Here is a 20,154-nt window from a genome sequence, read left to right as displayed (position 1 = left end):
ACTTGCTTATCATTTGAGGCCCACTATACAGAGCGTTTACCTTAAGAGGCGCAACCCTCACAGGCAACATAATTGTCGCCAACCTGTTTGCTAATCGCGATCAGATCGCCCAGCTTGATATCTTCCTCACCTGTAAATTCAAGATCAGCGATACGTGCAATGATCAGAGCAGCTGCTTCTTCTTTGCTTGTTGCCATTTGACTGAACTCAGACTTTTCGCCTGTGGAAATGACCTCATATAAATACGTATATCTTAATGTTTCCATGTAGACACTCTCCTTCCGAAATCACATCATATCATCTCTATTACCCAATTCCAAGTCCAAGCTTCTGAACCTAATCATAACGCAGCTTCATCTGCTCAGCCGTCCGTCTGACAGCTTCCTGATCCACGGTCAACACTCGGCTTGTCTCCGCCAGGGGAAAACGCTGACGCAGTGTGCGTACCAGCGAAGCGGTATACGCCGCAGCAGAAGGGACACCTGCCAGCTCCTGCAAACTGGCCATCGTTCCGGGCCGAACATCTGGATACCCTTCGTTGGCACCGTCTGCTGCGTCCTGATAGAACTGACGCACATCTGCTGCCAGTTGATCTCCTTGTCCCTCCACGATGATAAAGGCAGTAATAATATAAGCCTTGGCCTGTCTGCGCTGGGCAATACCACAGAATTTCAGTCCACCCACACTGACATCATAATCGCCAGGACAGAAAGCACCCTCGATCTCCCCCGTACGTGCCTGACTCGACCATGGGGTTAGCGATTCAGCGATCAATGAGGCCATCTCCCGGAAATCGTCGTGAATATTAATGGCACGTCCCGGGTTAGGCAAAATTAAAGACACGTTAACCACCCCTGGATTCAGGGGAACTGCTGCACCACCGGATGGACGAACACAGACCGCTGTGCCTTGGCTTCTCATGCGTTCCATGGCTTCTACGGCCTGTGGCAACCTCCTGTCTCGCAGTCCCGCTACAAAGGCATCTGGATGTCGCCAAATGTGAGCAACAGGCAACTGACCTTCACCCACTCGGCGGCACATGACTTCTTCCCAGGCAAATGCTTCAAGCACACTGCTCCCGTGCCGCAGCAGCGGGGTCTCCCAAATCTGTAGACGCAAGGAATGATTCAGCTGTATCTGCTGCTCTGCTCCCGGCGATCCGGGATGATCTGAATTGGACGGTACACTCATATAAGATAGCCTCCGACTAAACTAATCTGGATGAATTAAAGTAATTGCGTGATCCTTATGTATCCTCTTGTGTGAATGCAAAAGTAATATATAAATAAGCCGGTTCCCCAGGGAACACGGCTCATTTATGAAAGCTTCCATTGGCACAAGCATCATTCTTCCATTTCAGATCCAGCCAAATTGCCGAACGTAACCAACATGATGGCGCCAAAGGATTTAAATGCTTCCGGCTTGTCCAGCAAGTGGAACAAGCCAATCTTAATCTTTCACCAGCGACAGGAACTCGGCACGCTGTGCCGGATTGTCACGGAAAGAACCACGTACAGCAGACGTCACCGTCTTGCTGCCAGGCTTCTTCACGCCGCGGGAACACATGCACAAGTGCTCGCCTTCCACCACGACCATGACACCATTCGGCTCTACCGCTTCAGTCAGAATATCAGCAATCTGTGAGGTAATGCGCTCCTGAACCTGCAGGCGGCGGGTAACCGCCTCCACCAGACGGGCCATTTTGCTCAGTCCCACAATCTTGCCGCTCGGTACATATCCAATGTGCACCTTGCCGAAGAAAGGCGCCATATGGTGTTCACATTGGCTGTAATAGACAATGTCCTTCACTATGACCAGTTCTTCATGATTCTCGTCAAACGTAACCCCAAGTACATCGCGCGGGTCCACTTCATACCCGCCAAAAATCTCTTCATACATCCGGGTTACGCGTGCAGGCGTTTCCAGCAGCCCTTCACGCGTACTATCCTCACCGATCAATTTCAGGATCTGCTCAACGTGATACTCGATCTTCTCCCGATTGTCGGATACTTTTGAATTCAAATAATCTTTAACGCCAGCCACTGCCGAACGCCTCCTTTCGAACCACATGCTGTAAGCAGTCATTCACTTCAGCATTATGCATAATTCGATTCTAACCGCTCCCGGGTATATTATATAGACGAATAAAACCATTTCGATCTACACATTCATGATTGGAAGTCGCTTTTTTGATTTATGCAAAATGCTCACTCACAGCTATTATTTTCGGCGGCCCGAGTTTTTACGCGCAGGATGTTGCCCCGGCTGAGGCATCTTCGCGCCAGGCTGCTGGTTCTTCATCATCTGCTGGGCGCGCTGCATTTGCTTGCCATTCAGGTTGTAACCCATTTGCTTCGCCATCTTCTGGAGCATATCGGGATCACTTTGCATTTTCTCAAGCTGTTTCCGCAAGTAGTATACCCCAATGAAAAATCCTCCGACCAGACCAACAATCAATGTAATAATCGGTATTGCTATTGCCATCTCTTAGACACCTCTGTATGCAATCTAAAAAGCCTGATGATCCGTGTCAGCACATGATGTTGAACGCTCACGATGCAAACATGACACGTACCGGATTTCCTGAAAGTTATCATAGCATTTCCGCACGCCTTGAGCAAACGGATTTTCCAGCTAACTGCCGAATTTAACATCCAGGAAACAGATCGAAAACATTCAGTAAATCTCTCAGCAACATCCGTTTAAGTTACATCAGGACCGCCTCTATGAAAACGGTTGTATGCTGAGCCAAGTCCACTTCTATCACATCCAGATCATAACGTGTACTGCCTCGTGCAACCCGGATGACTGGCCTGCCGGGCAATCCCCGGTGCTGACGTACAATGACTCCGGTCTCCCTGGTAGACAATCGAACTGCTGTTCCATTCGGATAAACGGACACACTCCGGTTGAATTCGATCAGAATATCTCGATCCAGCTTCGTGCCAGACATCGCCATCATTTCTTCGCAGGCCTCATGTGGCAGCATACTTCGACCCGAAAGGCCATTGATCAGATTATCATACGTGTTAGCTGCACTGACGATTCTGGCGAACAGATGAATGTCCTTTCCCTTGATACTTCTCGGCAGTCCTGTACCATCTACATGCTCATGATGCTGCAATGCCGTATGTGCCACAAGCAGATTAAACTCCCGTTTGGACTTGATCAACTCGAACCCTTTCCACGTGTGATGCAGAGAAGAATTCGCTGCTGAACCGCTGCCGGGTGGCCCCTCCACTTTGCCGATGTCATGCAATAGGGCTCCGACAGCCAGATCCTTGAGCTGCGCATAGTTAAGCCCCAGATTCAGACCAATGACAGAAGACAGCAAACATACATTCATGGCGTGAACATACTGTGCGTTATCTTTGGTCCGAATATCTGTGAGCTGGACAAGCAATTCACGCCCGTTCAGAACATCGTTCAACAATTTATCTATGCTGATGGCGACCTTCTTCGGGCTCCAGTCCTTCCCGGAACGAATAGATTCAAGCGTGACACTCATTTCATTAATTACTGCCTTTTTCGTGGCTTCATCCAGAATGTCTTCTGTATCCACATCTTTATACGCTTCATCCTGGATGTACAGCATGGTCACGCCAATACGCTTCAGCGTATTAACCATAAATACGGTAAGCTGGACTCCGGCAGACAGCAATACCGTGCCGTTGCCGGAATATATGGTTTTACCCAGAAACTCCCCCGCCTCCACGCTCTCCACGTTAACATACTTCATGAACGTCCCCCGCTCTTACGATTGCTGCTCCAATGTGAGCAATTGCTCTTTGGTTTGCAGACCGCCTACATAACCCACCAGGGTTCCGTCTTTACCGCTGATGCGGTGACAGGGAATCATAATCGGAATCGGATTTTTGCTAATCGCATCCAGAACTGCTCGAACAGCTTTGGGCCTGCCGATGATTTCCGCAACCTGTTGGTGTGTTGAGGCCTCTCCATAAGATATATCGGACAGGACTTGCCATACTTGTAGCTGGAATGGTGTTCCAAACAAATCGAGCTTCAGTTCAAACGCTTTTCGTTCTCCTGCAAAATACTGCTTCAACTGCTGTGCAGCTTCACTCAGCTTCTCTTCATTTTTCTCATATCGATATTCCCCAATCCAGGTACGGGCCCATTGTTGCAGATGCGCCTCGCGCACATGGAAAGCACCAAAATCAATGTGACACAGCCCCTTTTCCGTAGCACAAAGCGTAAGTGTTCCGATCGGTGTCAGTACCTCATCGTAATATACGGGTGTACCATGCAGACCTGTTACGGCTGACGGTTTCCATGCTGCAGCTTCCGGTTTGACAGGCTCTGTCGTCTGTCCGTTCTCCTGTTTGGGTGCCTCATCCGTTACCTGATTTGGCTGTTGCCCATTCAATTGGTTAAGCTGATTATTCTGTTCCTTCTGATCCTCAGGCTTATTGTTGCTCGATTGTTCTGCCTGAGGCTTATCGGGTAAGGTCGCGGACGAACTCAGTCGTTCCTTGGCCTTCTGCAGCATGCTTAGCACGTTCCCATCTTGTTCGTTAGCGGCAGCTTCCCCAATAGCTCTCATTGCGTCTTCTCCTCCAATTCTGCTCAGCGCCCAGGCTGCAGTTCCCCGCAGCTCGGGACGCGGATCACGCTTCAGTACCTCCGTTAGTTTCGGTACAGCGGTTTTGTCTTTGAAATTGCCCAGGGCAATTACGGCGTTGCGCTGGATTGGCTTCTTGCCCCGCCAAGCGGCGGAGCTTTGGCCAAAGCGCTCTTTGAATTCACGGTTACCGATGTCGAGCAGCGGTATCAGCAAAGGTTTTACAATCTCCGGATCGGGATGAAACTCGGGATGGTGGTCCCAGTTTTTACCCCGATTCTTCGGGCAAACAATCTGACAGGTATCACAACCGTACAGGCGATTGCCAATTTTCAGCATAAACTCTTCATCCACGAAGCCTTTCGTCTGGGTCACAAACGAAATACAGCGCTGTGCATTCAGCTGTCCCGGCCCCACCAATGCTCCTGTTGGACAGGCATCAATACACTTCGTACATTCACCACAATCCTCGGTCACCGGGTTATCTGGCTGAAACGGAATATTGGTTACCAGCTCGCCCAGAAAGATCCATGAACCAAATTTCGGCGATATAATAGCACAGTTCTTGGCACTGAATCCAATCCCCGCACGCTGGGAAACAGCTCGGTCCACCAACGCCCCGGTGTCTACCATACTTTCGATCATGGCTTCAGGTACGCGCTCACGTATAAAATGAACCAGCTTGTCCATCGCAGCACGCAGAACTTGGTGATAATCCTGTCCCCAGGCGGAACGAGCCAGAATACCGCGATAAGCACCCGGCTCCGACTTCGGCGGATTGATCATCTTCGAAGGATAAGCCACGGCTATCGCAATGAGCGAAGCAGGCTCGCCGTCCTTCAACTCGGGACGCACCCTTTTCTCAATGTCAGGCTCCTCAAATCCGGATTCAAACCCTTTAGCCCGATGCTGCTCCAGAATAGACTTCAATGTCACGAAAGGCTCTGCCGAAGCAAACCCAATATCATCAATGCCCATCTCGGGAGCGGCTGCCTTAATCTCTTGTTTTAACTTCTCCCATACAGCTGCCGCATTTGCTGCTCCGGTCTGTGCACTCGTCATATCTATTCCCTCTCTTCTTCCAACGCTAATTCCGTAAATAGTGAACGCCCGCCTCAGGTGGGAGGACAGGCGCTGATTTCGATATACAAGTCGGACATACCGGAGCTAAAAGAAACCGAGTCTATATCGTTTAACGCAAAATGCAGCGCGAAGTTGTTGTCCATGTCCTGCTAACATTTTACAGTTTCTTAATTTCCGAGAACGGCCAAAAAATAAACTCCGCCCTGCCTACAATTTCACTGGATGTAATGCTTCCAAACACACGGCTATCCTTGCTCTTGCCCTCATGACGATTATCTCCCATCACAAAGTAATGATCCGCTTCAAGCGTAATCGGTCCAAAATCAGGGTCCTGAACCTCCGTATCCGTGTACGTTTCCGCTTGCTGCTCCCCATTTACGAACAGATGGTGATCCCGCACTTCAACCGTATCCCCAGGAAGTCCGACAATCCGTTTGACCAGAAAATCTTTTTTCTCTACACCTTCACTTGGATCACGAAGCACAATGACATCCCATCGGGTCGGTGCCCCAAAATCATATACAATTTTATTCACAAACAGACGGTCCCGCTCGACCAGCGTTGGCTGCATTGATTGACCTTTGACCATCGAAAGATTAAACACAAACAGGTTGAGCAGCATCATGATCACAAAAGCAATCACAATGGTTTTCACCCAGTCCCAAAGCTCTGCACCCCAGGATTTTCCCGGTTGATTAGGCACTCCTGGCCCGTTTCGTTCCTTGGAAGCCACATGCTCCGTTGAAAGGTTATTGGAGTTCAAAGAGACACCTCGTTTATCAATTTTGTTAGAAAAACGTCTATCAATGTACTTTCAAGGGAGAAAGACCACATATAGTGAAAGTTTTTTTTAAAATATGAGGAAGTTGGCGCACCATCTTTATATGTTCTGATATTACCAAAATCGAGTGATCGTAATCGTTTTAATTCTACTTCATTTGCAAAGGTGAAACAATTGGTTATGAGCACCAATACATCTGGAAAGGTGAATAACCATGCGAATATAACCGGTAAAACAGGGGCCCAAGTTAAAATGTAATAGCATTCAGAAGTGGCGAAAAAAGGGGAATAATCGGTGAATAGCCCCCATATAAATAGAAAGGCATATCCCTCACGTTGTTACACGCTGAAAGATACGCCTAATATGAAATGAAAATCTGTTATATTTCTTTATTAACCATACAAACTAAGCTTTGGACAAGATACTGAGTTTCTGGAAAGCGCTCATAATCTGATTGGCACCGTAACCCATTGCTTCATACAAAGGCATGGCTACTTTGTTGTGCTCATCACCCGCCACCCAAATTTGACTGACTTTACGCTGCTGGAACCGTTGTTCCATGGCCTCGACAAGTTTTTTGCCGACTCCGCGGCGACGATAGTCTGGATGGACCGCAATACGATAGATGCATCCCTGGTTGTGGTCAATCGTGCCGATCAAAGCGCCGACGAGGTCTCCCTCTTCTTCCGCAACCATGATCAGGTCAGAATCCCATGACAATTGACGGGCAAACGGGCCCATCGTGTTCTCATAACACTCTTCCGATAGTGCAACCTGGAGAAGCTCCGTCATCTGGCTTGCATCACTCAACTGAAAGGAACGAACGTGCATGTCTTAAATCTCCCTTTTCGTTAGCTTAGATGAGGTTTTACAAAAAGGGGTTCCCCTTTTTACCAAAAACCCAATGTTCATATAATGACAAAAAACGAGAAAATACCGCTTCTTCGTCAATTAAACCATACTTTACGCCATAAAACACGCATTTTCTTTTGAAAGCGCTTAATTGTAACCGTTTACATCCGAATATTAAACTTTTTCTCTATTTAAACCCCAAAAATCACATAAATAGTTTCATAATGGGTAAAATATGTTTGTTATCTCTAACCCATAAATGGATTAACGTCTGGGGGGACTTAATAAACAAAAATGTTGCTTAATTAGCCCGGATGCGGTTTAATATTAGTGACAAGGGTATTTTTACATATGTACCTGGGCAATTTGCATAAATCCTAATGAGCGACTTTCATTCAGCAAGATATAGATCGAAGTGAACCTATTCGACTAGAACTTGTCCCGGAAGCGATTCGAATTGAATTATGCAAAAGGCTGACCTTAACAAAATCCAAAAATCTCAGGAGGTATTTCACTATGACTTTTCAATTACCAGCACTTCCTTACGCTAACGACGCACTGGAACCACATATTGATGCACAAACGATGGAAATCCACCACGATCGCCATCACAATACTTACGTAACGAACTTGAACGCAGCTCTGGAAAGCGCTCCTGAACTGCAAGGAAAAAGCTTGGAAGATCTGATTGCTAACTTGGACAGCGTACCTGAAGGTATCCGCACAGCTGTTCGCAACAATGGTGGCGGACATGCGAACCACAGCCTGTTCTGGGAAATCATCGGACCTAACGGCGGCGGCGCTCCTACTGGCGACATCGCAGCAGCAATCGATAGCGAACTGGGTGGCTTTGACAAATTCAAAGAAGATTTTGCAAAAGCAGCTACAACTCGTTTCGGTTCCGGCTGGGCCTGGCTCGTAGTTGGCAAAGATGGCAAATTGTCCATCACTAGCACACCTAACCAAGACAGCCCTCTCTTCGAAGGTCTGACTCCGGTTCTGGGTCTGGATGTATGGGAACACGCTTACTACCTGAAATATCAAAACAAACGTCCTGACTACATCGGTGCTTTCTGGAATGTAATCAACTGGGACGAAGTAAACAAACGTTACGCTGCAGCGAAATAAGACTGCTGGCATAATAGAAGAGCCTGATCCGGTCAATGCGACCGGATCAGGCTCTTTTTGTGTGCTTTTACATGCTGCACGTTAGTTCATTTAATATCCATATGGCACGTGCCCATTATTCATTAACATCGTCATACGCTCCTGCAAAATAACTGCTGATCAGCTTAAGGAAGATGTTCGGGAATGCCATCTTGTCCATATCTTCCGGACCAATCCAACGGTAGGTCAGGCCATCGCCTTTGCCAGTCAGCGTAAGCTGAGCGTCATATGCCACTGGAGATTCATCCAACAGGTCCGCATCTTCCGATGGGTTGGAGAGCAGAGAAGTAACCGAATGGAACTGCTCTGAGTGAGTTGTTGCCAACTCAGACGCAGCAGACGCTGAGGATGAGTGATCCTTCCCAGCCGCCTGTGCGTCGTAGGCGGCTCTGGCTTCCGCGGCGATCAGCGGAAGCTCGTTACTCTGGTCCTGCTCGGTGCACTTGTACACCTGCAGGCTCCAGACAATATGGCTGAACACATGCTCCGCATGGGTAGCCAGCCCTTCCGGGCGGGCAGCGAAGCCTTCCGCCCACAGACTGCCGGCCAGCAAAGCCATGGCCGGCTCATCGGCCAGCGGCCCCGCCGCCTTGCCGGCTGCGGCGGGCGCCGCCAGCACATGCGGCAGCTCCCACATGCGGGCCAATAGGCCCGTCGCTGGGCGCTGGCGCACAAGCACACGGCCGCGATGAGCACCGCGGCCCTCCACAATGGCGACCAGCCGCTGCTCAGGGCGCGGCGGCTTCGCCTTGGTCTTGACCGGCAGCGTGAGCTCCCGTCCGGCGATGCGGCCGGAACATTGCTCCATGACCGGGCAAGTCAGGCAGTGCGGCGCTTTGGGCGTACACACCAGCGCGCCAAGTTCCATCAGCGCCTGATTGAAATCACGCGCCCGCCCTTCCGGAATGAGCTCTCCCGCGAGCTCTTCCATCAACACCCGGGTGCTGCCCTTCATAATGTCCTCATCAATGAGGAAGTATCGGGACAGGACCCGCATTACATTGCCATCCACCGCTGGCTGCGGCTGGTTGAAGGCAATGCTGAGAATGGCCCCGGCTGTATACGGGCCTACCCCTTTTAACGCAAAGACCGCCTGCTTGTCCTGCGGCATCTCCCCGCCGTGCAGCTCCATGACTTGTCTGGCAGCTGCCTGAAGATTACGGGCACGCGAATAATATCCGAGTCCCTCCCAATTTTTCAAAACCTCTTCTTCCGGAGCCTCAGCCAGAGCCTGTACAGTCGGAAAGTTTCCGATAAAACGGTTGAAATACGGGATTACCGTATCCACCCGAGTCTGCTGCAGCATAATTTCCGATACCCACGTAAAATAGGGGTTGTTGTGGCGGCGCCACGGCAAATCCCGTCTGTTAACCATATACCAATCCAGCAAATTCACACTGAAATGTCGTTTCTGTTCCAATAAACCCATATTCCCGTCCTCTCCTGTTACCGTGCTTACATGCTTATGTTCTTGAGACTTTCCCTCGTTGTTACTGCTCGGATCCAGGCAGCGTCTTCTCCGTCTGCTCCACGATAGCAAAAGCTGCAGCCAGCTCCGTCTGGTGTGTAATGCTCAAATGAATGTCATACTGTTGACCGTATGGCAGTTGCAGTCGTTCCCATGCCTCCGCAGACAGTGTGGCAACGGGACGTCCTTTCTCATCAGGCAGTACTTCAATGTCGGTAAAACTCATCACGCTTCCAATTCCGCAGCCAAACGCCTTGGACACCGCTTCCTTCGCCGCGAAGCGGCCGGATACAAACTCGACCCTCCGTTTTCCCCGACGATCCGCAATCTCCCGCTCTGCATGCGTTAAAATTCGCTTCATAAACGCTTCTGCGTGGCGACCGGACATCAGCTTGCGCATGCGTCCAATCTCCAGCACGTCGTTTCCAATGCCATATATCATTAACGCTTCACCCGCTTAACCTTTTATGCTGTAAACGATCTCCATTCGGTCATATGATCCGTAACTTATCCGAACACGTATTCTATTGTAGCAGGAGGGGCGTACGGAAGCGAGTACCTTCGTGCACATTACCATTTATGTTAAAATATGAATCGGGAATATTATGAAACTTTAGGAGGAATAAGATATGTCCACAGCATTTGAACTGCCTGCTGGCGGAGATGCCGTCATTCGCGGAAATATATTCACTGCACGGCAACCCGCTCAAGGGATCATTATCCTGGCTCACGGTTACAAAGGCTTCAAAGACTGGGGCATGTTCCCCTACGCAGCATCCCAGCTAAGCGAAAAGCATCACGTCCTGACCTTCAATTTCTCTCACAACGGTGTCGGAGAAGATCTGGAGCAATTTTCTGAACTTGAAAAGTTTGCAGTCAATACGTACAGCCGGGAGCTTGCCGATTTGGCAACGCTGCTTGACTATGTCTCCACACAGTCAGAGCTTAACGGACTGCCAGTAATTCTGATTGGACATAGCCGCGGTGCAGGCGTATGCCTCGTGTACGCGCTTGATCATCCCGAGCAGATTGCGGGTGTACTGTCCTGGAACGGCATAACCAACCTGGATCTCTTTACACCGGAGCAAAAAGAGGAAATGCGTACGCATGGCCGCAGCCATGTCACGAACGGCCGAACAGGTCAGCAGATGCCACTGGATGTATCTATTCTGGAGGATTTGGACAAGCACAAGAACCGCTATGCCATTATTGATCGCTTGTCTGCCTCTTCGCTAAAAGTAGCACTTATTCAGGGAACAGAGGACGGGAAACGTCTGCGTGACGGCTCGGCGGCACTGGTTCAGGCTCGTCCGGATATCCCGTGGCACCAGATCCTTGGAGGAAACCATACATTTAACACTGTGCATCCATTCAAAGAATCGACACCGCAGCTTGAGCAGGCGATCGCCGAGACGCTTGGCCAGATCGAAGCTTGGAGTAAGTAGTTCCTGCATAACAAAAAGAGTCGCTGCCTTATGCAGTGACTCTTTGCTGTTTAGATGCTTGCATTGTCCATAACTTGGCATGCTTGCCATCCATATTAGATGCCAGGAATAGCATTACGTTTGTGATGTGTACGCGTGTAAAATGCTTCAAGACGCTCCTGTGCAGCCGGATCGATCTGTTTGCCCTCCAGATAGTCACTGTTCGCTTCATACGAAATGCCCAGTTCATCTTCATCGGTCTGGCCTTCCCAGAGTCCTGCTGATGGAGCCTTGTCCAAAATGGCCTGTGGCACATTCAAATATGCAGCCAGCTGACGCACCTGACGTTTGTTCAGGGTGCTCAGTGGTGTAATATCCACGGCGCCATCACCCCATTTGGTGTAGAAACCCGTGATGGCTTCAGAAGCATGGTCTGTTCCGACAACCAGCAGGTTTTCCTCAAAAGACAGAGCATATTGCATCACCATACGGGTTCTCGCTTTCACGTTCCCTTTGCCTTGGTGAGTCATATGACGCGGACTACCCATGGATTTGAAACCTTGCTCCACTTCGAGTGCAATCTCGTTAACTGCATCTTCGATGTTTGTTTCCACGACATGTTTCAGGTCATAGGCTTTTGCCACAGCATAGCTGTGGTCAATGTCCGACTGCTCACCATAAGGCTGGAATACGCCCAGCGTTTTGTATTCTTTATTCTCTTCTGCTGTAAGCTCGTCCGTTGCTTTTTTGCAAAGCGCCGTAGCTACAGCGCTGTCAATCCCGCCACTGATCGCGATGAGCAACCCTTTAGAACCGGCATTTTTCACATACGTTTTGAGAAAGTCAACGCGCTTGCGCACTTCCTCTTCTTCATTAATGCTTGGTTTAACCTTCAATTCAGCGATGATCTGTTGTTGCAAACTCATCGTTCACACACCCCGTTTCTAAATTAATGAAATTTGATGTCCATTTTGAAAGGTCCGAATGGTTCAATAACCTTATTCGCTCAAAATGAAACGCCCCGGCATCGGTCATCCGAAAGGCGGGGCGTTGCTTGAGCTAATTAACGGCAGTAACGGTCAAACACACTTGTGAGCTCAGCTGCAATTTCCTCTGCAGAACGGTCTTCCACTTGATGACGCTCAATAAAATGAACAAGTTCTCCGTCTTTCATCAGAGCGATGGAAGGTGAAGATGGAGGATACGGTGCAAAGTATTCACGTGCTTTCGCTGTAGCTTCCTTATCCTGACCGGCAAATACCGTGTACAGGTGGTCTGGTGTAATATCATGCTGAAGGGCTTGGGATACACCTGGGCGGCATTGACCTGCGGCACATCCGCAGACCGAGTTAATAACTACCAGAGCAGTTCCTTTGGCATCTGGCAAACTTGCTTCAACTTCTTCTGGTGTACGCAACTCCTGGATTCCCAAACGAGTCAAATCATCCCGCATTGGTTGAACCATATCTTTCATGTATTGATCAAATGACATAGACATTCGGTTTCACTCCTTAAACATGTAAGTTCTATTATTTAAAAAATTAAATGCTTTTGTGCTATTCCTATTATACATCGCTAATCAATGAAAGCAAGGTTCAAAGACCGCCTGCGGAAAGGCTTCTCCTTCAATATTATGTCTCAATCCCTGGCAAAACATGCTTGAAGTTCAGCGTTGGAATGCAACCTTGAACGTTGTACCCTGACCTTCCTCCGATTCGACGGTAATGGTTCCGTTATGTCGTTCAACAATGCTTAGACACATGGATAATCCCAGTCCGGTTCCTTTGGCTTTGGTCGTAAAAAAAGGTTCGAACAGCTTCTCCTTTTTCACTCTGGGTATCCCCGGGCCTGTATCACGTACACACAGCTCCACAGTGTCATCTACCAACCGGGTCTCCAAAGTAAGTACTCCTTTTTCATTCATGGCTTCCATCCCGTTGCGAGCCAGATTAAGTACCACTTGTTTGATTTCCTTTGAATTCAGATGCAGCTTCGGCACATCGTGAGCCAGTATAAATTCAATACTCTGACCTCGCAAATTTGCATCTGCCCATAACAAAGGACTTAGTTCATGAATGATATCATGCAGCTGGGATTCTTCTTTCTCGGCAATTCTATTCTGCGCCAATGATAGAAAATCATTAATAATGCTGTTTGCCCGATCAAGCTCTTCCAGCACGATCCGGTAATAGTGATCCAGGGACTCCGGGCTCTTTTCCTGCATTAATTGAAGAAAACCACGCACAACCGCCATTGGATTTCTTACCTCATGGGTAATACTTGCAGCCATTTGTCCGACAAGACTGAGGCGATCCACATTATCAAGCTCGCTTCGCAACATTTCAAGTTCAGTAATATCCTGAATGATCAACATGGCCCCTATAGCCTCTCTTGGTTCTGGGGATAAAGCGTAAATAGGAACCGTCCGGGACTGGAACACGTTTGAGCCATAACGCACTGTCAGCCCACTCACTTCTCCATGAACAATGGCTTTGCGAATACTGTTCTCCATCTTGTCTGCCTGAGCTTGTTCGACAAACTGGCTAGCAGGTTGCCCAATCAAATCAGGTGTTGTTGTGCAGGGCAGTTGATCCCGCGCCGTTTGCTCCATGGTATCATTGACGAACTGCACGGTACCCTCCCTATCTACGGTCGCTATGGATAAAGGAACGGCATTCAGAATTTGGTTAAGCTTTTCCGTTTCGGCTATGTATCGATGATGAACTTCGGACAAATGCTGTTCAAGCCCCCGGTGATGCTGCATTTGTTCAATCCAGAGCATACTAAGACTTCCGGCGAGGATTGCACCGATCGTGTATCCTAGAGCTGGCAATAGCCAATGTAACATTGAGAATGTTGCATGACTTTCAATGGATAGGATATATAGCAGACTGTCCACAACCAGCTCTGCCGTTATCAAGGCGATAACTGTTCCCATTTTGCGTGAACGTGTATAATGCTTGAATCGTTTGGCTGACAACCATACAATAGGATAGAGAAGAATGCCCGTTTGAAATAGAAATCCGTACAGATTATAGGGATGCGCAAAGAGAAAATAGAAGAGTATCTGGAGAAGAGACAGCGTTAGGCCTACGCGGGGCCTGCAATACAATATGACAAGCGTCAGGGGCACAATGCCCAAGGAGATGGGAACGGATACCGGGCTTCCATAGAGAGCAAAAAGCAGACACAGTAACATGCTCACCACACTGGTTGCGGCAAAACTGGTCAGTATCATCCTGTGATTTCCTGCCTTGGCGACCGCGTGTCTGGAGAGCCCCAAGTGCAATAATGGAATCAGGAATACCGCAGCTCCTGCAAGCAGTATTTGTAAAAGAATGTCCTTTAACGCGACCACAATGCCATCTCCCTCCTCTGCCTGCACATTCCCTTATGTATTTCTGATTAAAACATAGGCGACAGTATATTACAATATATCCCTTAAGACAGCATAATAGAACTGCTAAAACATTTGTATTGTTTCATAAACAGGCAGGAGTAGACAGCGTTTACGGAAATCAGACAAAATCAATGAAAAAAGAGGGTAATAACGCATGTATGATGTCATTGTAATTGGCGGCGGCTCTGCGGGCCTCATGGCCTGTGTTGCTGCTGCCGAGCATGGAGCCTCCGTGCTTCTGCTGGATAAAGGAGATCAACTCGGCCGCAAACTCGGGATCTCTGGTGGCGGTCGTTGCAATGTGACCAATGCCAAGGAGACGGATGAACTGATCCGGCATATTCCGGGCAATGGACGCTTTTTATATAGTTCATTTCAGAATCTGGACAATCAGGGAATTATGCGTTTTTTTGAAAATCTCGGTATTGCCCTGAAAGAGGAGGATAACGGGAGAATGTTCCCGGTAACTGATAAAGCCAAAACGGTGGTTGATGCGTTGGTAGGCAAAATCGTTTCTCTTGGGGTAGAGATTCGCACCAAACAGCCGGTTAAGGAATTAATTCAGAATGGTCAACACGTGCAGGGCGTGAAGCTGGCATCTGGCACAACAATACTTGGACGCTCCGTTATTATCGCTACCGGGGGCAAATCGGTCCCACAAACCGGCTCAACCGGGGATGGCTATCCTTGGGCTGAAGCGGCTGGACATACGATTACGGAGCTATATCCGACGGAAGTGCCGATTGTGTCTGGTGAGAGCTGGATTCAATCCAAAGAATTACAAGGCTTGTCCTTGCGGAATGTAGGGTTATCTGTTCTGGATGCCAAAGGCAAATCGGTTATCTCCCATCGCGGAGATATGATCTTTACCCATTTTGGCGTATCCGGGCCGATTGCGCTTCGTTGCAGCCAGTTTATTCGCAAAGTGCAGATGAAATCTGGACAACCACAGGTCACGATGAGTATTGATCTGTTCCCGGATCTGTCTGCCGGCGCTTTGGAAGCCCAGGTTCAGCAGGTGCTGGAGCAGGAATCCCGAAAGGCCGTCAAAAACATACTCAAAACATGGGTTCCTGAACGCATGATTCCATTGATGATGAAGCGTGCGGAGATCAGCGAAGACCTCACATTCCACCATTTTCCCAAAGGTATGTTAACTACGTTAGTGGGGTTGATGAAGGCTTTTACCTTCCGCGCAGACGGTACACGTTCTCTCAAGGAGGCCTTTGTAACTGGCGGGGGAATCCACTTAAAGGAGATATACCCAAAAACCATGGAATCCAAGCTGCTGCCGGGGCTATTCTTTTGCGGTGAAGTTCTGGATATTCATGGCTACACGGGAGGCTACAATATTACTGCCGCCTTCTCTACGGGGTATACGGCGGGTATGCATGCTGCAGAATATAAAAACTTTCGCTCATAACATGAACCTACGATGTTGATGGACGGATTCACGTTCCACATCAGCTAAGGTACTAAAAGTAAGTATTAAAAAAACCTCGAACCCCTACTATCGGTGGGGGTTCGAGGTTTTTTGAGATGTGTGCCAATCAGAATCACGGCTACATACTAAGACAAACAGCGGCATCGCCCATATGACTTTACGCCTTCACACTGCCGGAAAATCCATCGACTGAATCATCGAATGTCGGGTCATCATCCCGGTTATGCATCCCCTGTTCAGGATTGCTCCCCTGGCTTCCACGCGCATAACCCTCATTCCAATCTTCATTCACGAGATGAGCCGGAATGGATATATTCTGAAACTGATCCAATCCGTCTGTTTCGGAAAGAAATACGGCACTGCCTCCGTGAGACTGTACGATTTCCACAGCAGACTGCGTATCCTGACGATCTGTAGGAATGTACAATTCGAGCGGTCCTGACTGATATGGTTTATACCCCAGTTCCTCCAAAGTCGCCTGCGCAGCGAGCAGTGCCGCATGATCTGAGAAGTGCACCTGAAGTTCGCTATCATCCATCATAATTTTTCCTCCTTGCGAGAGCTGATCTCTTATCTTCTAAAATGATAAGATCCGTCTCCTCTAGCATGGTCAGTTATTTCATCGGATATGCTACTGCACAAGTAAGAATATCATTTAAGCAGATCGGATGTAACGAATCCAGCCTGTTATAGACAGGACGAACAGGCCAAATGCCACCGCAGCCGCTGCTGTAAGGATACCTTCGAGCCAACCCAGCCAGGCTGCCCCCATTGAATATCCCATTAGAATCCCGATCGGAACGAATAACATTCGGACCATGGTCGTCGCAGCTTGATTCAACGCCTCGGCATCGTAGGATACGAGCTGAACATAGTCGGAGGTGGCAAATACATCCCATGAACGATAAAAGAGCACACTCAGCATGATAATCAATAATCCACACACAATCACATTGACCGGAAAAGGGGGCAAAGCAACGGCAGCGATGGACAGACCACCAAGCTGCAAATACAGTTTCATGGTCGATGTGTTACGAAAGAATGCCTTGAATGCTATCTCGGCTGTCCGATTAGAGATGGATCGATGACGCAGCAGCTTGCGCGGCTTGCGAAATATCACGGTCCGAGTGCGCGGCGCTTTGGGCTTGGTGATGGAGCGACTTAGTATAAGTGCTGTAAGCTTCAGTCTTTCCCGTAAATCCTCTCTCACATCGCCCTCAAAGGTCCCCTTCATCTCCAGCCTCATTCGGCCAACCATTATTAGTAGAAGGATTGCGGCCACGATGCCTGCAAGCAGTGTCCAGATCTGTCCATGCATCCAAAACGTTGCCCCAATCGTAATGATGCCCATTACAATTGCCAAAGGAACCATGCGAAGCCAGCGTCTCCACCCGGTATAACGCACTTTTGTCATATGGAGTACAATGACCTGAAATGAAGCCACTGCGCCAAACCAGATCGCTATAAGCGCGATTTGGATAAAGGACATGTCATACACACGAGACCATAGTGGGGCAGTCAACGCGGTAATTGCAATCATTTTGCCCAGATGCTGCAAACAAGCCCGGTAGATCCCCTGTCTCATCAACGTTCGCATCCAAAGCGACCTCGACTTCAGGAATAACACATCCGCTTCCTCCACAAATATAATAATTCCACCTGTAAGCATAACGATGTCGATTAGCCCTGTCAGTGCAGGCAGTGTTAATCCGGTCGTCCATGAGGGCAGCGGTTTGGACCATAAGCTCACATACCATCCGCTAAGGTACAACAAACCCGGAACAAGCAGGTAAACCCATACCGTCCAATCTACTACCAGTTTCAGGTTTTTTAGCTGTTCATTGAAGTGCTCCTTGCGCCTGCGTCTATATAAACCAAGTGGTGTATATGTTTGAAAGGTCTGCATCTCTTCTCCCCTTCCCGGTTAGGATGTCAGTGTGTCAAAGCAATCGAATAACGAGGCGTCCGGCAAATCTGCGGCTGCACGGATTTCATCCAGCGTTCCTTCGGCAGCGGATCGCCCGGAGTGGATGAGAATAAAACGATCACAGATTCGCTCAGCGGTATCCAGTACATGGGTTGACATAAGTACGCCTGCACCACGGCGGCGCTCATCGTCTAGCAATTTCAGAAAATCTTTGGTTGCTCGCGGATCCAGTCCGATGAAAGGCTCGTCCACAATATATACATCCGGCGAGGAGAGGAAGCCGATCATCAGCATCATTTTTTGCCTCATGCCCTTGGAGAAACTAGCCGGAAGATCATTGCGAACGTGGTCCATACCGAAACGAATCAACAGCTCCTCCGCCCTGGCGACAAAGACATCTTCCTCCATCTCATAGGCTGCCGCAGCCAGATCGAGATGTTCCCACAGGGTCATATATTCGTAAAAAACAGGCTGTTCCGGGATATAGGCATAGCGCCCGTCTCCCCCAATGGTTACTTCATACTTCGCATGCTCAAGCAGGCCAAGCAGCGTTTTGATGGTCGTACTTTTGCCAGCCCCATTCGGTCCGATAATACCCACCAATTCTCCGGGAGCCACGTGTATTCGGATATTTCGTATCGTGGATTGACCCGCCTCATATCCTGCTTCCTTAATATGTACGTCCAATATAGACTCCTGTGCGGATGTACCTTTATATTCGCTTTCCATATCATTCACTCCCTGTCCTGTCAGGTGCTTGTTCGGTTCTTTATTGTTATTGTAATCGAGTTCGTTAGGGATTGTTTGATCATTTTGAGCTTTTGTATTCTATATTAAATGGAACAAAGATTATTTTACACTTACCACTCCGATGCCAGAACAACCCTCCGATCGCTGTTATCCCCAGATTTTTTTGAATTCCCTTTTTCAGATTATAAATTGGATTTAGATAGGAAATTAAAGAAAACAATAAATCATAGTAAGGAATGACCTATTGTTTCTTTTCTTCGTTTTTGGAAAAGCAGTATGTACGGATAGTCAAGACTACATCTTCAAAAGTATATTTGTGATTCACCATATCAACGGTAAAGTCCTCAGCCAAAGACTGTTCCATTTGGAGATGCAGATTGTTATAACGCAGAAAGATAACTAATGCAGTAAAAGCAGTCCTTTTATTCGCATTGTGAAAAGGATGATTTTGCCCCAGCGATTCAAATAAGGCTGACGCCTTTTCATATATTGTTGAATAAGCATCATTAAAAAAAGCGGAGGACTTGGGTCGTAATACAGCAGATTCAAGCAGACCGGAATCCTTTACCCCGATCTGCTCCCCCGGACTGTAGCGCTTTATCATGGCTACGTTGATCGCTATAACTTCTTGGACAGTCAAATATCGAATTTGGTTCATCTGTCTTTAAGACCTTTCAAAGTTTGGTCATATTCATCCATAACATCAGAGAGTGTATCCATAAAATCACTGCTGATTCCATTCGGTAAATTAACTTTTGTCGACTTTTTAATAACAATTTCTCCGTTGGACTGGTCCACCTCGATATGAACCATATCTCCCTGTTCAAGTCCGATCTGTTTTAAAGCATCTGTCATGGTTAAACCCAAACTATTACCAAATTTAGTTACTTTTCGTTCCATCTCATTCACCCTATTCATTCAATATCCCTCCTTAATTATATTATTCAACTGTTATAACAATTATACTAACACTTAACCTACTCTATATAAATTCAAAACTGGAAATATTCTTGTTACATGTATCATAAAAACAAAAGAAGCAGGGGCTCCGGAACCCCTGCTTCTTTATATTACAGTGAAAAACTCATGTTACCGATTTGACTCCACCACAGTTGAATTTTCGCTCTCTGCATCTGCATTTACGTTCAGACCCAAATCCAATGCTCCACGGCTTTCGCTCGCATAGCTAGTGCTATCGTTACGATCACGGTCATTCACGCTGTTGTTGCGTTCAGATTGAGTCATTGTTTCACTCTCTCCTTCAGCTTTCGCGTTC

The 20,154-nt window shown here is 48.1% G+C and carries 21 protein-coding genes; 3 read left to right on the top strand and 18 right to left on the bottom strand.

What is annotated here, in order from left to right; translation table 11 throughout:
- Positions 1 to 41: 41 nt before the first annotated feature.
- The 8 genes from P5G61_RS16330 to P5G61_RS16295 form a co-directional block, all read right to left on the bottom strand.
- On the bottom strand, positions 42 to 266 hold the full coding sequence (locus P5G61_RS16330; RefSeq protein WP_024633003.1) for a hypothetical protein: 225 nt from the start codon (positions 264 to 266) through the stop codon (positions 42 to 44).
- 70 nt (positions 267 to 336) lie between these two features.
- On the bottom strand, positions 337 to 1,191 hold the full coding sequence (locus P5G61_RS16325) for a lipoate--protein ligase family protein (RefSeq protein ID WP_301247490.1): 855 nt from the start codon (positions 1,189 to 1,191) through the stop codon (positions 337 to 339).
- A 258-nt stretch (positions 1,192 to 1,449) separates the two neighbouring features.
- Positions 1,450 to 2,043 carry a GTP cyclohydrolase I FolE gene (folE, locus tag P5G61_RS16320; protein WP_024633001.1) on the bottom strand — a complete coding sequence of 198 codons (594 nt, stop codon included), beginning with the start codon at positions 2,041 to 2,043 and terminating at the stop codon, positions 1,450 to 1,452.
- A gap of 177 nt (positions 2,044 to 2,220) precedes the next feature.
- Positions 2,221 to 2,484: a YneF family protein gene (locus P5G61_RS16315; protein WP_024633000.1), complete on the bottom strand. Its 264-nt coding sequence runs from the start codon at positions 2,482 to 2,484 to the stop codon at positions 2,221 to 2,223.
- Positions 2,485 to 2,707: 223 nt separating this feature from the next.
- Positions 2,708 to 3,739 (bottom strand): HD-GYP domain-containing protein, encoded by a 1,032-nt coding sequence (locus P5G61_RS16310; RefSeq protein WP_301247489.1) that lies wholly within the window; start codon positions 3,737 to 3,739, stop codon positions 2,708 to 2,710.
- A 15-nt stretch (positions 3,740 to 3,754) separates the two neighbouring features.
- Positions 3,755 to 5,644 (bottom strand): tRNA epoxyqueuosine(34) reductase QueG, encoded by a 1,890-nt coding sequence (queG, locus tag P5G61_RS16305; RefSeq protein ID WP_301247488.1) that lies wholly within the window; start codon positions 5,642 to 5,644, stop codon positions 3,755 to 3,757.
- A gap of 178 nt (positions 5,645 to 5,822) precedes the next feature.
- Positions 5,823 to 6,428 (bottom strand): signal peptidase I, encoded by a 606-nt coding sequence (lepB, locus tag P5G61_RS16300; RefSeq protein WP_301247487.1) that lies wholly within the window; start codon positions 6,426 to 6,428, stop codon positions 5,823 to 5,825.
- Positions 6,429 to 6,851: 423 nt separating this feature from the next.
- Entirely contained in the window at positions 6,852 to 7,277 is a 426-nt protein-coding gene (locus P5G61_RS16295) for a GNAT family N-acetyltransferase (protein ID WP_024632996.1), read from the bottom strand.
- Positions 7,278 to 7,814: 537 nt separating this feature from the next.
- Between P5G61_RS16295 and P5G61_RS16290 the strand changes: the two genes are divergently transcribed.
- Positions 7,815 to 8,426 (top strand): superoxide dismutase, encoded by a 612-nt coding sequence (locus P5G61_RS16290; RefSeq protein ID WP_024632995.1) that lies wholly within the window; start codon positions 7,815 to 7,817, stop codon positions 8,424 to 8,426.
- Between the two features lie 115 nt (positions 8,427 to 8,541).
- On the opposite strand, the gene mutY is transcribed toward P5G61_RS16290, so the two are convergent.
- Both mutY and acpS read right to left on the bottom strand, forming a co-directional pair.
- Complete coding sequence (gene mutY, locus P5G61_RS16285) at positions 8,542 to 9,894, bottom strand: A/G-specific adenine glycosylase (protein ID WP_301247486.1); 1,353 nt, start codon at positions 9,892 to 9,894, stop codon at positions 8,542 to 8,544.
- Between the two features lie 61 nt (positions 9,895 to 9,955).
- Positions 9,956 to 10,375 (bottom strand): holo-ACP synthase, encoded by a 420-nt coding sequence (gene acpS / locus P5G61_RS16280; RefSeq protein WP_301247485.1) that lies wholly within the window; start codon positions 10,373 to 10,375, stop codon positions 9,956 to 9,958.
- 187 nt (positions 10,376 to 10,562) lie between these two features.
- Between acpS and P5G61_RS16275 the strand changes: the two genes are divergently transcribed.
- Complete coding sequence (locus tag P5G61_RS16275) at positions 10,563 to 11,378, top strand: alpha/beta hydrolase family protein (RefSeq protein WP_301247484.1); 816 nt, start codon at positions 10,563 to 10,565, stop codon at positions 11,376 to 11,378.
- Between the two features lie 95 nt (positions 11,379 to 11,473).
- Here the strand turns inward: P5G61_RS16275 and nadE are convergent, their stop codons facing one another.
- The 3 genes from nadE to P5G61_RS16260 form a co-directional block, all read right to left on the bottom strand.
- Positions 11,474 to 12,283: an NAD(+) synthase gene (gene nadE, locus P5G61_RS16270; RefSeq protein ID WP_301247483.1), complete on the bottom strand. Its 810-nt coding sequence runs from the start codon at positions 12,281 to 12,283 to the stop codon at positions 11,474 to 11,476.
- Between the two features lie 137 nt (positions 12,284 to 12,420).
- Positions 12,421 to 12,855, bottom strand: coding sequence for a BrxA/BrxB family bacilliredoxin (locus P5G61_RS16265; protein ID WP_053779648.1), 435 nt, complete (start codon positions 12,853 to 12,855; stop codon positions 12,421 to 12,423).
- Positions 12,856 to 13,023: 168 nt separating this feature from the next.
- Entirely contained in the window at positions 13,024 to 14,715 is a 1,692-nt protein-coding gene (locus P5G61_RS16260; protein WP_301247482.1) for a two-component system sensor histidine kinase NtrB, read from the bottom strand.
- Positions 14,716 to 14,911: 196 nt separating this feature from the next.
- Here P5G61_RS16260 and P5G61_RS16255 point away from each other — a divergent pair, with 196 nt between their 5' ends.
- Positions 14,912 to 16,180, top strand: a complete 1,269-nt coding sequence (locus tag P5G61_RS16255) for a BaiN/RdsA family NAD(P)/FAD-dependent oxidoreductase (protein WP_301247481.1) — start codon at positions 14,912 to 14,914, stop codon at positions 16,178 to 16,180.
- Positions 16,181 to 16,358: 178 nt separating this feature from the next.
- Here P5G61_RS16255 and P5G61_RS16250 read toward each other — a convergent pair whose 3' ends face one another.
- The 5 genes from P5G61_RS16250 to P5G61_RS16230 all read right to left on the bottom strand — a co-directional run bounded on the left by P5G61_RS16250 (position 16,359) and on the right by P5G61_RS16230 (position 19,796).
- Positions 16,359 to 16,742 (bottom strand): hypothetical protein, encoded by a 384-nt coding sequence (locus tag P5G61_RS16250; RefSeq protein ID WP_301247480.1) that lies wholly within the window; start codon positions 16,740 to 16,742, stop codon positions 16,359 to 16,361.
- Positions 16,743 to 16,856: 114 nt separating this feature from the next.
- Entirely contained in the window at positions 16,857 to 18,107 is a 1,251-nt protein-coding gene (locus P5G61_RS16245) for an ABC transporter permease (RefSeq protein WP_301247479.1), read from the bottom strand.
- Between the two features lie 18 nt (positions 18,108 to 18,125).
- The gene (locus P5G61_RS16240; protein ID WP_301247478.1) at positions 18,126 to 18,857 is read right to left on the bottom strand and encodes an ABC transporter ATP-binding protein; all 732 of its coding nucleotides are present in this window, start codon (positions 18,855 to 18,857) and stop codon (positions 18,126 to 18,128) included.
- 262 nt (positions 18,858 to 19,119) lie between these two features.
- The gene (locus P5G61_RS16235; RefSeq protein ID WP_301247477.1) at positions 19,120 to 19,536 is read right to left on the bottom strand and encodes a type II toxin-antitoxin system death-on-curing family toxin; all 417 of its coding nucleotides are present in this window, start codon (positions 19,534 to 19,536) and stop codon (positions 19,120 to 19,122) included.
- Entirely contained in the window at positions 19,533 to 19,796 is a 264-nt protein-coding gene (locus tag P5G61_RS16230) for an AbrB/MazE/SpoVT family DNA-binding domain-containing protein (protein WP_301247476.1), read from the bottom strand. Before P5G61_RS16230 ends, P5G61_RS16235 begins: the two co-directional genes overlap by 4 nt.
- Positions 19,797 to 20,154 lie beyond the last annotated feature (358 nt).

Origin of the sequence: Paenibacillus vandeheii (assembly GCF_030433635.1) — a bacterium.
Classification (GTDB): domain Bacteria; phylum Bacillota; class Bacilli; order Paenibacillales; family Paenibacillaceae; genus Paenibacillus; species Paenibacillus vandeheii.
Note: the sequence above shows the minus strand (reverse complement) of the source record. Positions and strands in the feature narration are given on the sequence as shown.

What these genes read in the sequence shown, in the direction of transcription:
- P5G61_RS16330 (WP_024633003.1), bottom strand. Translation starts at nt 266, where the DNA reads ATGGAAACATTAAGATATACGTATTTATATGAGGTCATTTCCACAGGC.
- P5G61_RS16325 (WP_301247490.1), bottom strand. Translation starts at nt 1,191, where the DNA reads ATGAGTGTACCGTCCAATTCAGATCATCCCGGATCGCCGGGAGCAGAG.
- P5G61_RS16315 (WP_024633000.1), bottom strand. Translation starts at nt 2,484, where the DNA reads ATGGCAATAGCAATACCGATTATTACATTGATTGTTGGTCTGGTCGGA.
- P5G61_RS16310 (WP_301247489.1), bottom strand. Translation starts at nt 3,739, where the DNA reads ATGAAGTATGTTAACGTGGAGAGCGTGGAGGCGGGGGAGTTTCTGGGT.
- queG (WP_301247488.1), bottom strand. Translation starts at nt 5,644, where the DNA reads ATGACGAGTGCACAGACCGGAGCAGCAAATGCGGCAGCTGTATGGGAG.
- P5G61_RS16295 (WP_024632996.1), bottom strand. Translation starts at nt 7,277, where the DNA reads ATGCACGTTCGTTCCTTTCAGTTGAGTGATGCAAGCCAGATGACGGAG.
- P5G61_RS16290 (WP_024632995.1), top strand. Translation starts at nt 7,815, where the DNA reads ATGACTTTTCAATTACCAGCACTTCCTTACGCTAACGACGCACTGGAA.
- mutY (WP_301247486.1), bottom strand. Translation starts at nt 9,894, where the DNA reads ATGGGTTTATTGGAACAGAAACGACATTTCAGTGTGAATTTGCTGGAT.
- acpS (WP_301247485.1), bottom strand. Translation starts at nt 10,375, where the DNA reads ATGATATATGGCATTGGAAACGACGTGCTGGAGATTGGACGCATGCGC.
- P5G61_RS16275 (WP_301247484.1), top strand. Translation starts at nt 10,563, where the DNA reads ATGTCCACAGCATTTGAACTGCCTGCTGGCGGAGATGCCGTCATTCGC.
- nadE (WP_301247483.1), bottom strand. Translation starts at nt 12,283, where the DNA reads ATGAGTTTGCAACAACAGATCATCGCTGAATTGAAGGTTAAACCAAGC.
- P5G61_RS16265 (WP_053779648.1), bottom strand. Translation starts at nt 12,855, where the DNA reads ATGTCTATGTCATTTGATCAATACATGAAAGATATGGTTCAACCAATG.
- P5G61_RS16255 (WP_301247481.1), top strand. Translation starts at nt 14,912, where the DNA reads ATGTATGATGTCATTGTAATTGGCGGCGGCTCTGCGGGCCTCATGGCC.
- P5G61_RS16250 (WP_301247480.1), bottom strand. Translation starts at nt 16,742, where the DNA reads ATGATGGATGATAGCGAACTTCAGGTGCACTTCTCAGATCATGCGGCA.
- P5G61_RS16245 (WP_301247479.1), bottom strand. Translation starts at nt 18,107, where the DNA reads ATGCAGACCTTTCAAACATATACACCACTTGGTTTATATAGACGCAGG.
- P5G61_RS16240 (WP_301247478.1), bottom strand. Translation starts at nt 18,857, where the DNA reads ATGGAAAGCGAATATAAAGGTACATCCGCACAGGAGTCTATATTGGAC.
- P5G61_RS16235 (WP_301247477.1), bottom strand. Translation starts at nt 19,536, where the DNA reads ATGAACCAAATTCGATATTTGACTGTCCAAGAAGTTATAGCGATCAAC.
- P5G61_RS16230 (WP_301247476.1), bottom strand. Translation starts at nt 19,796, where the DNA reads ATGAATAGGGTGAATGAGATGGAACGAAAAGTAACTAAATTTGGTAAT.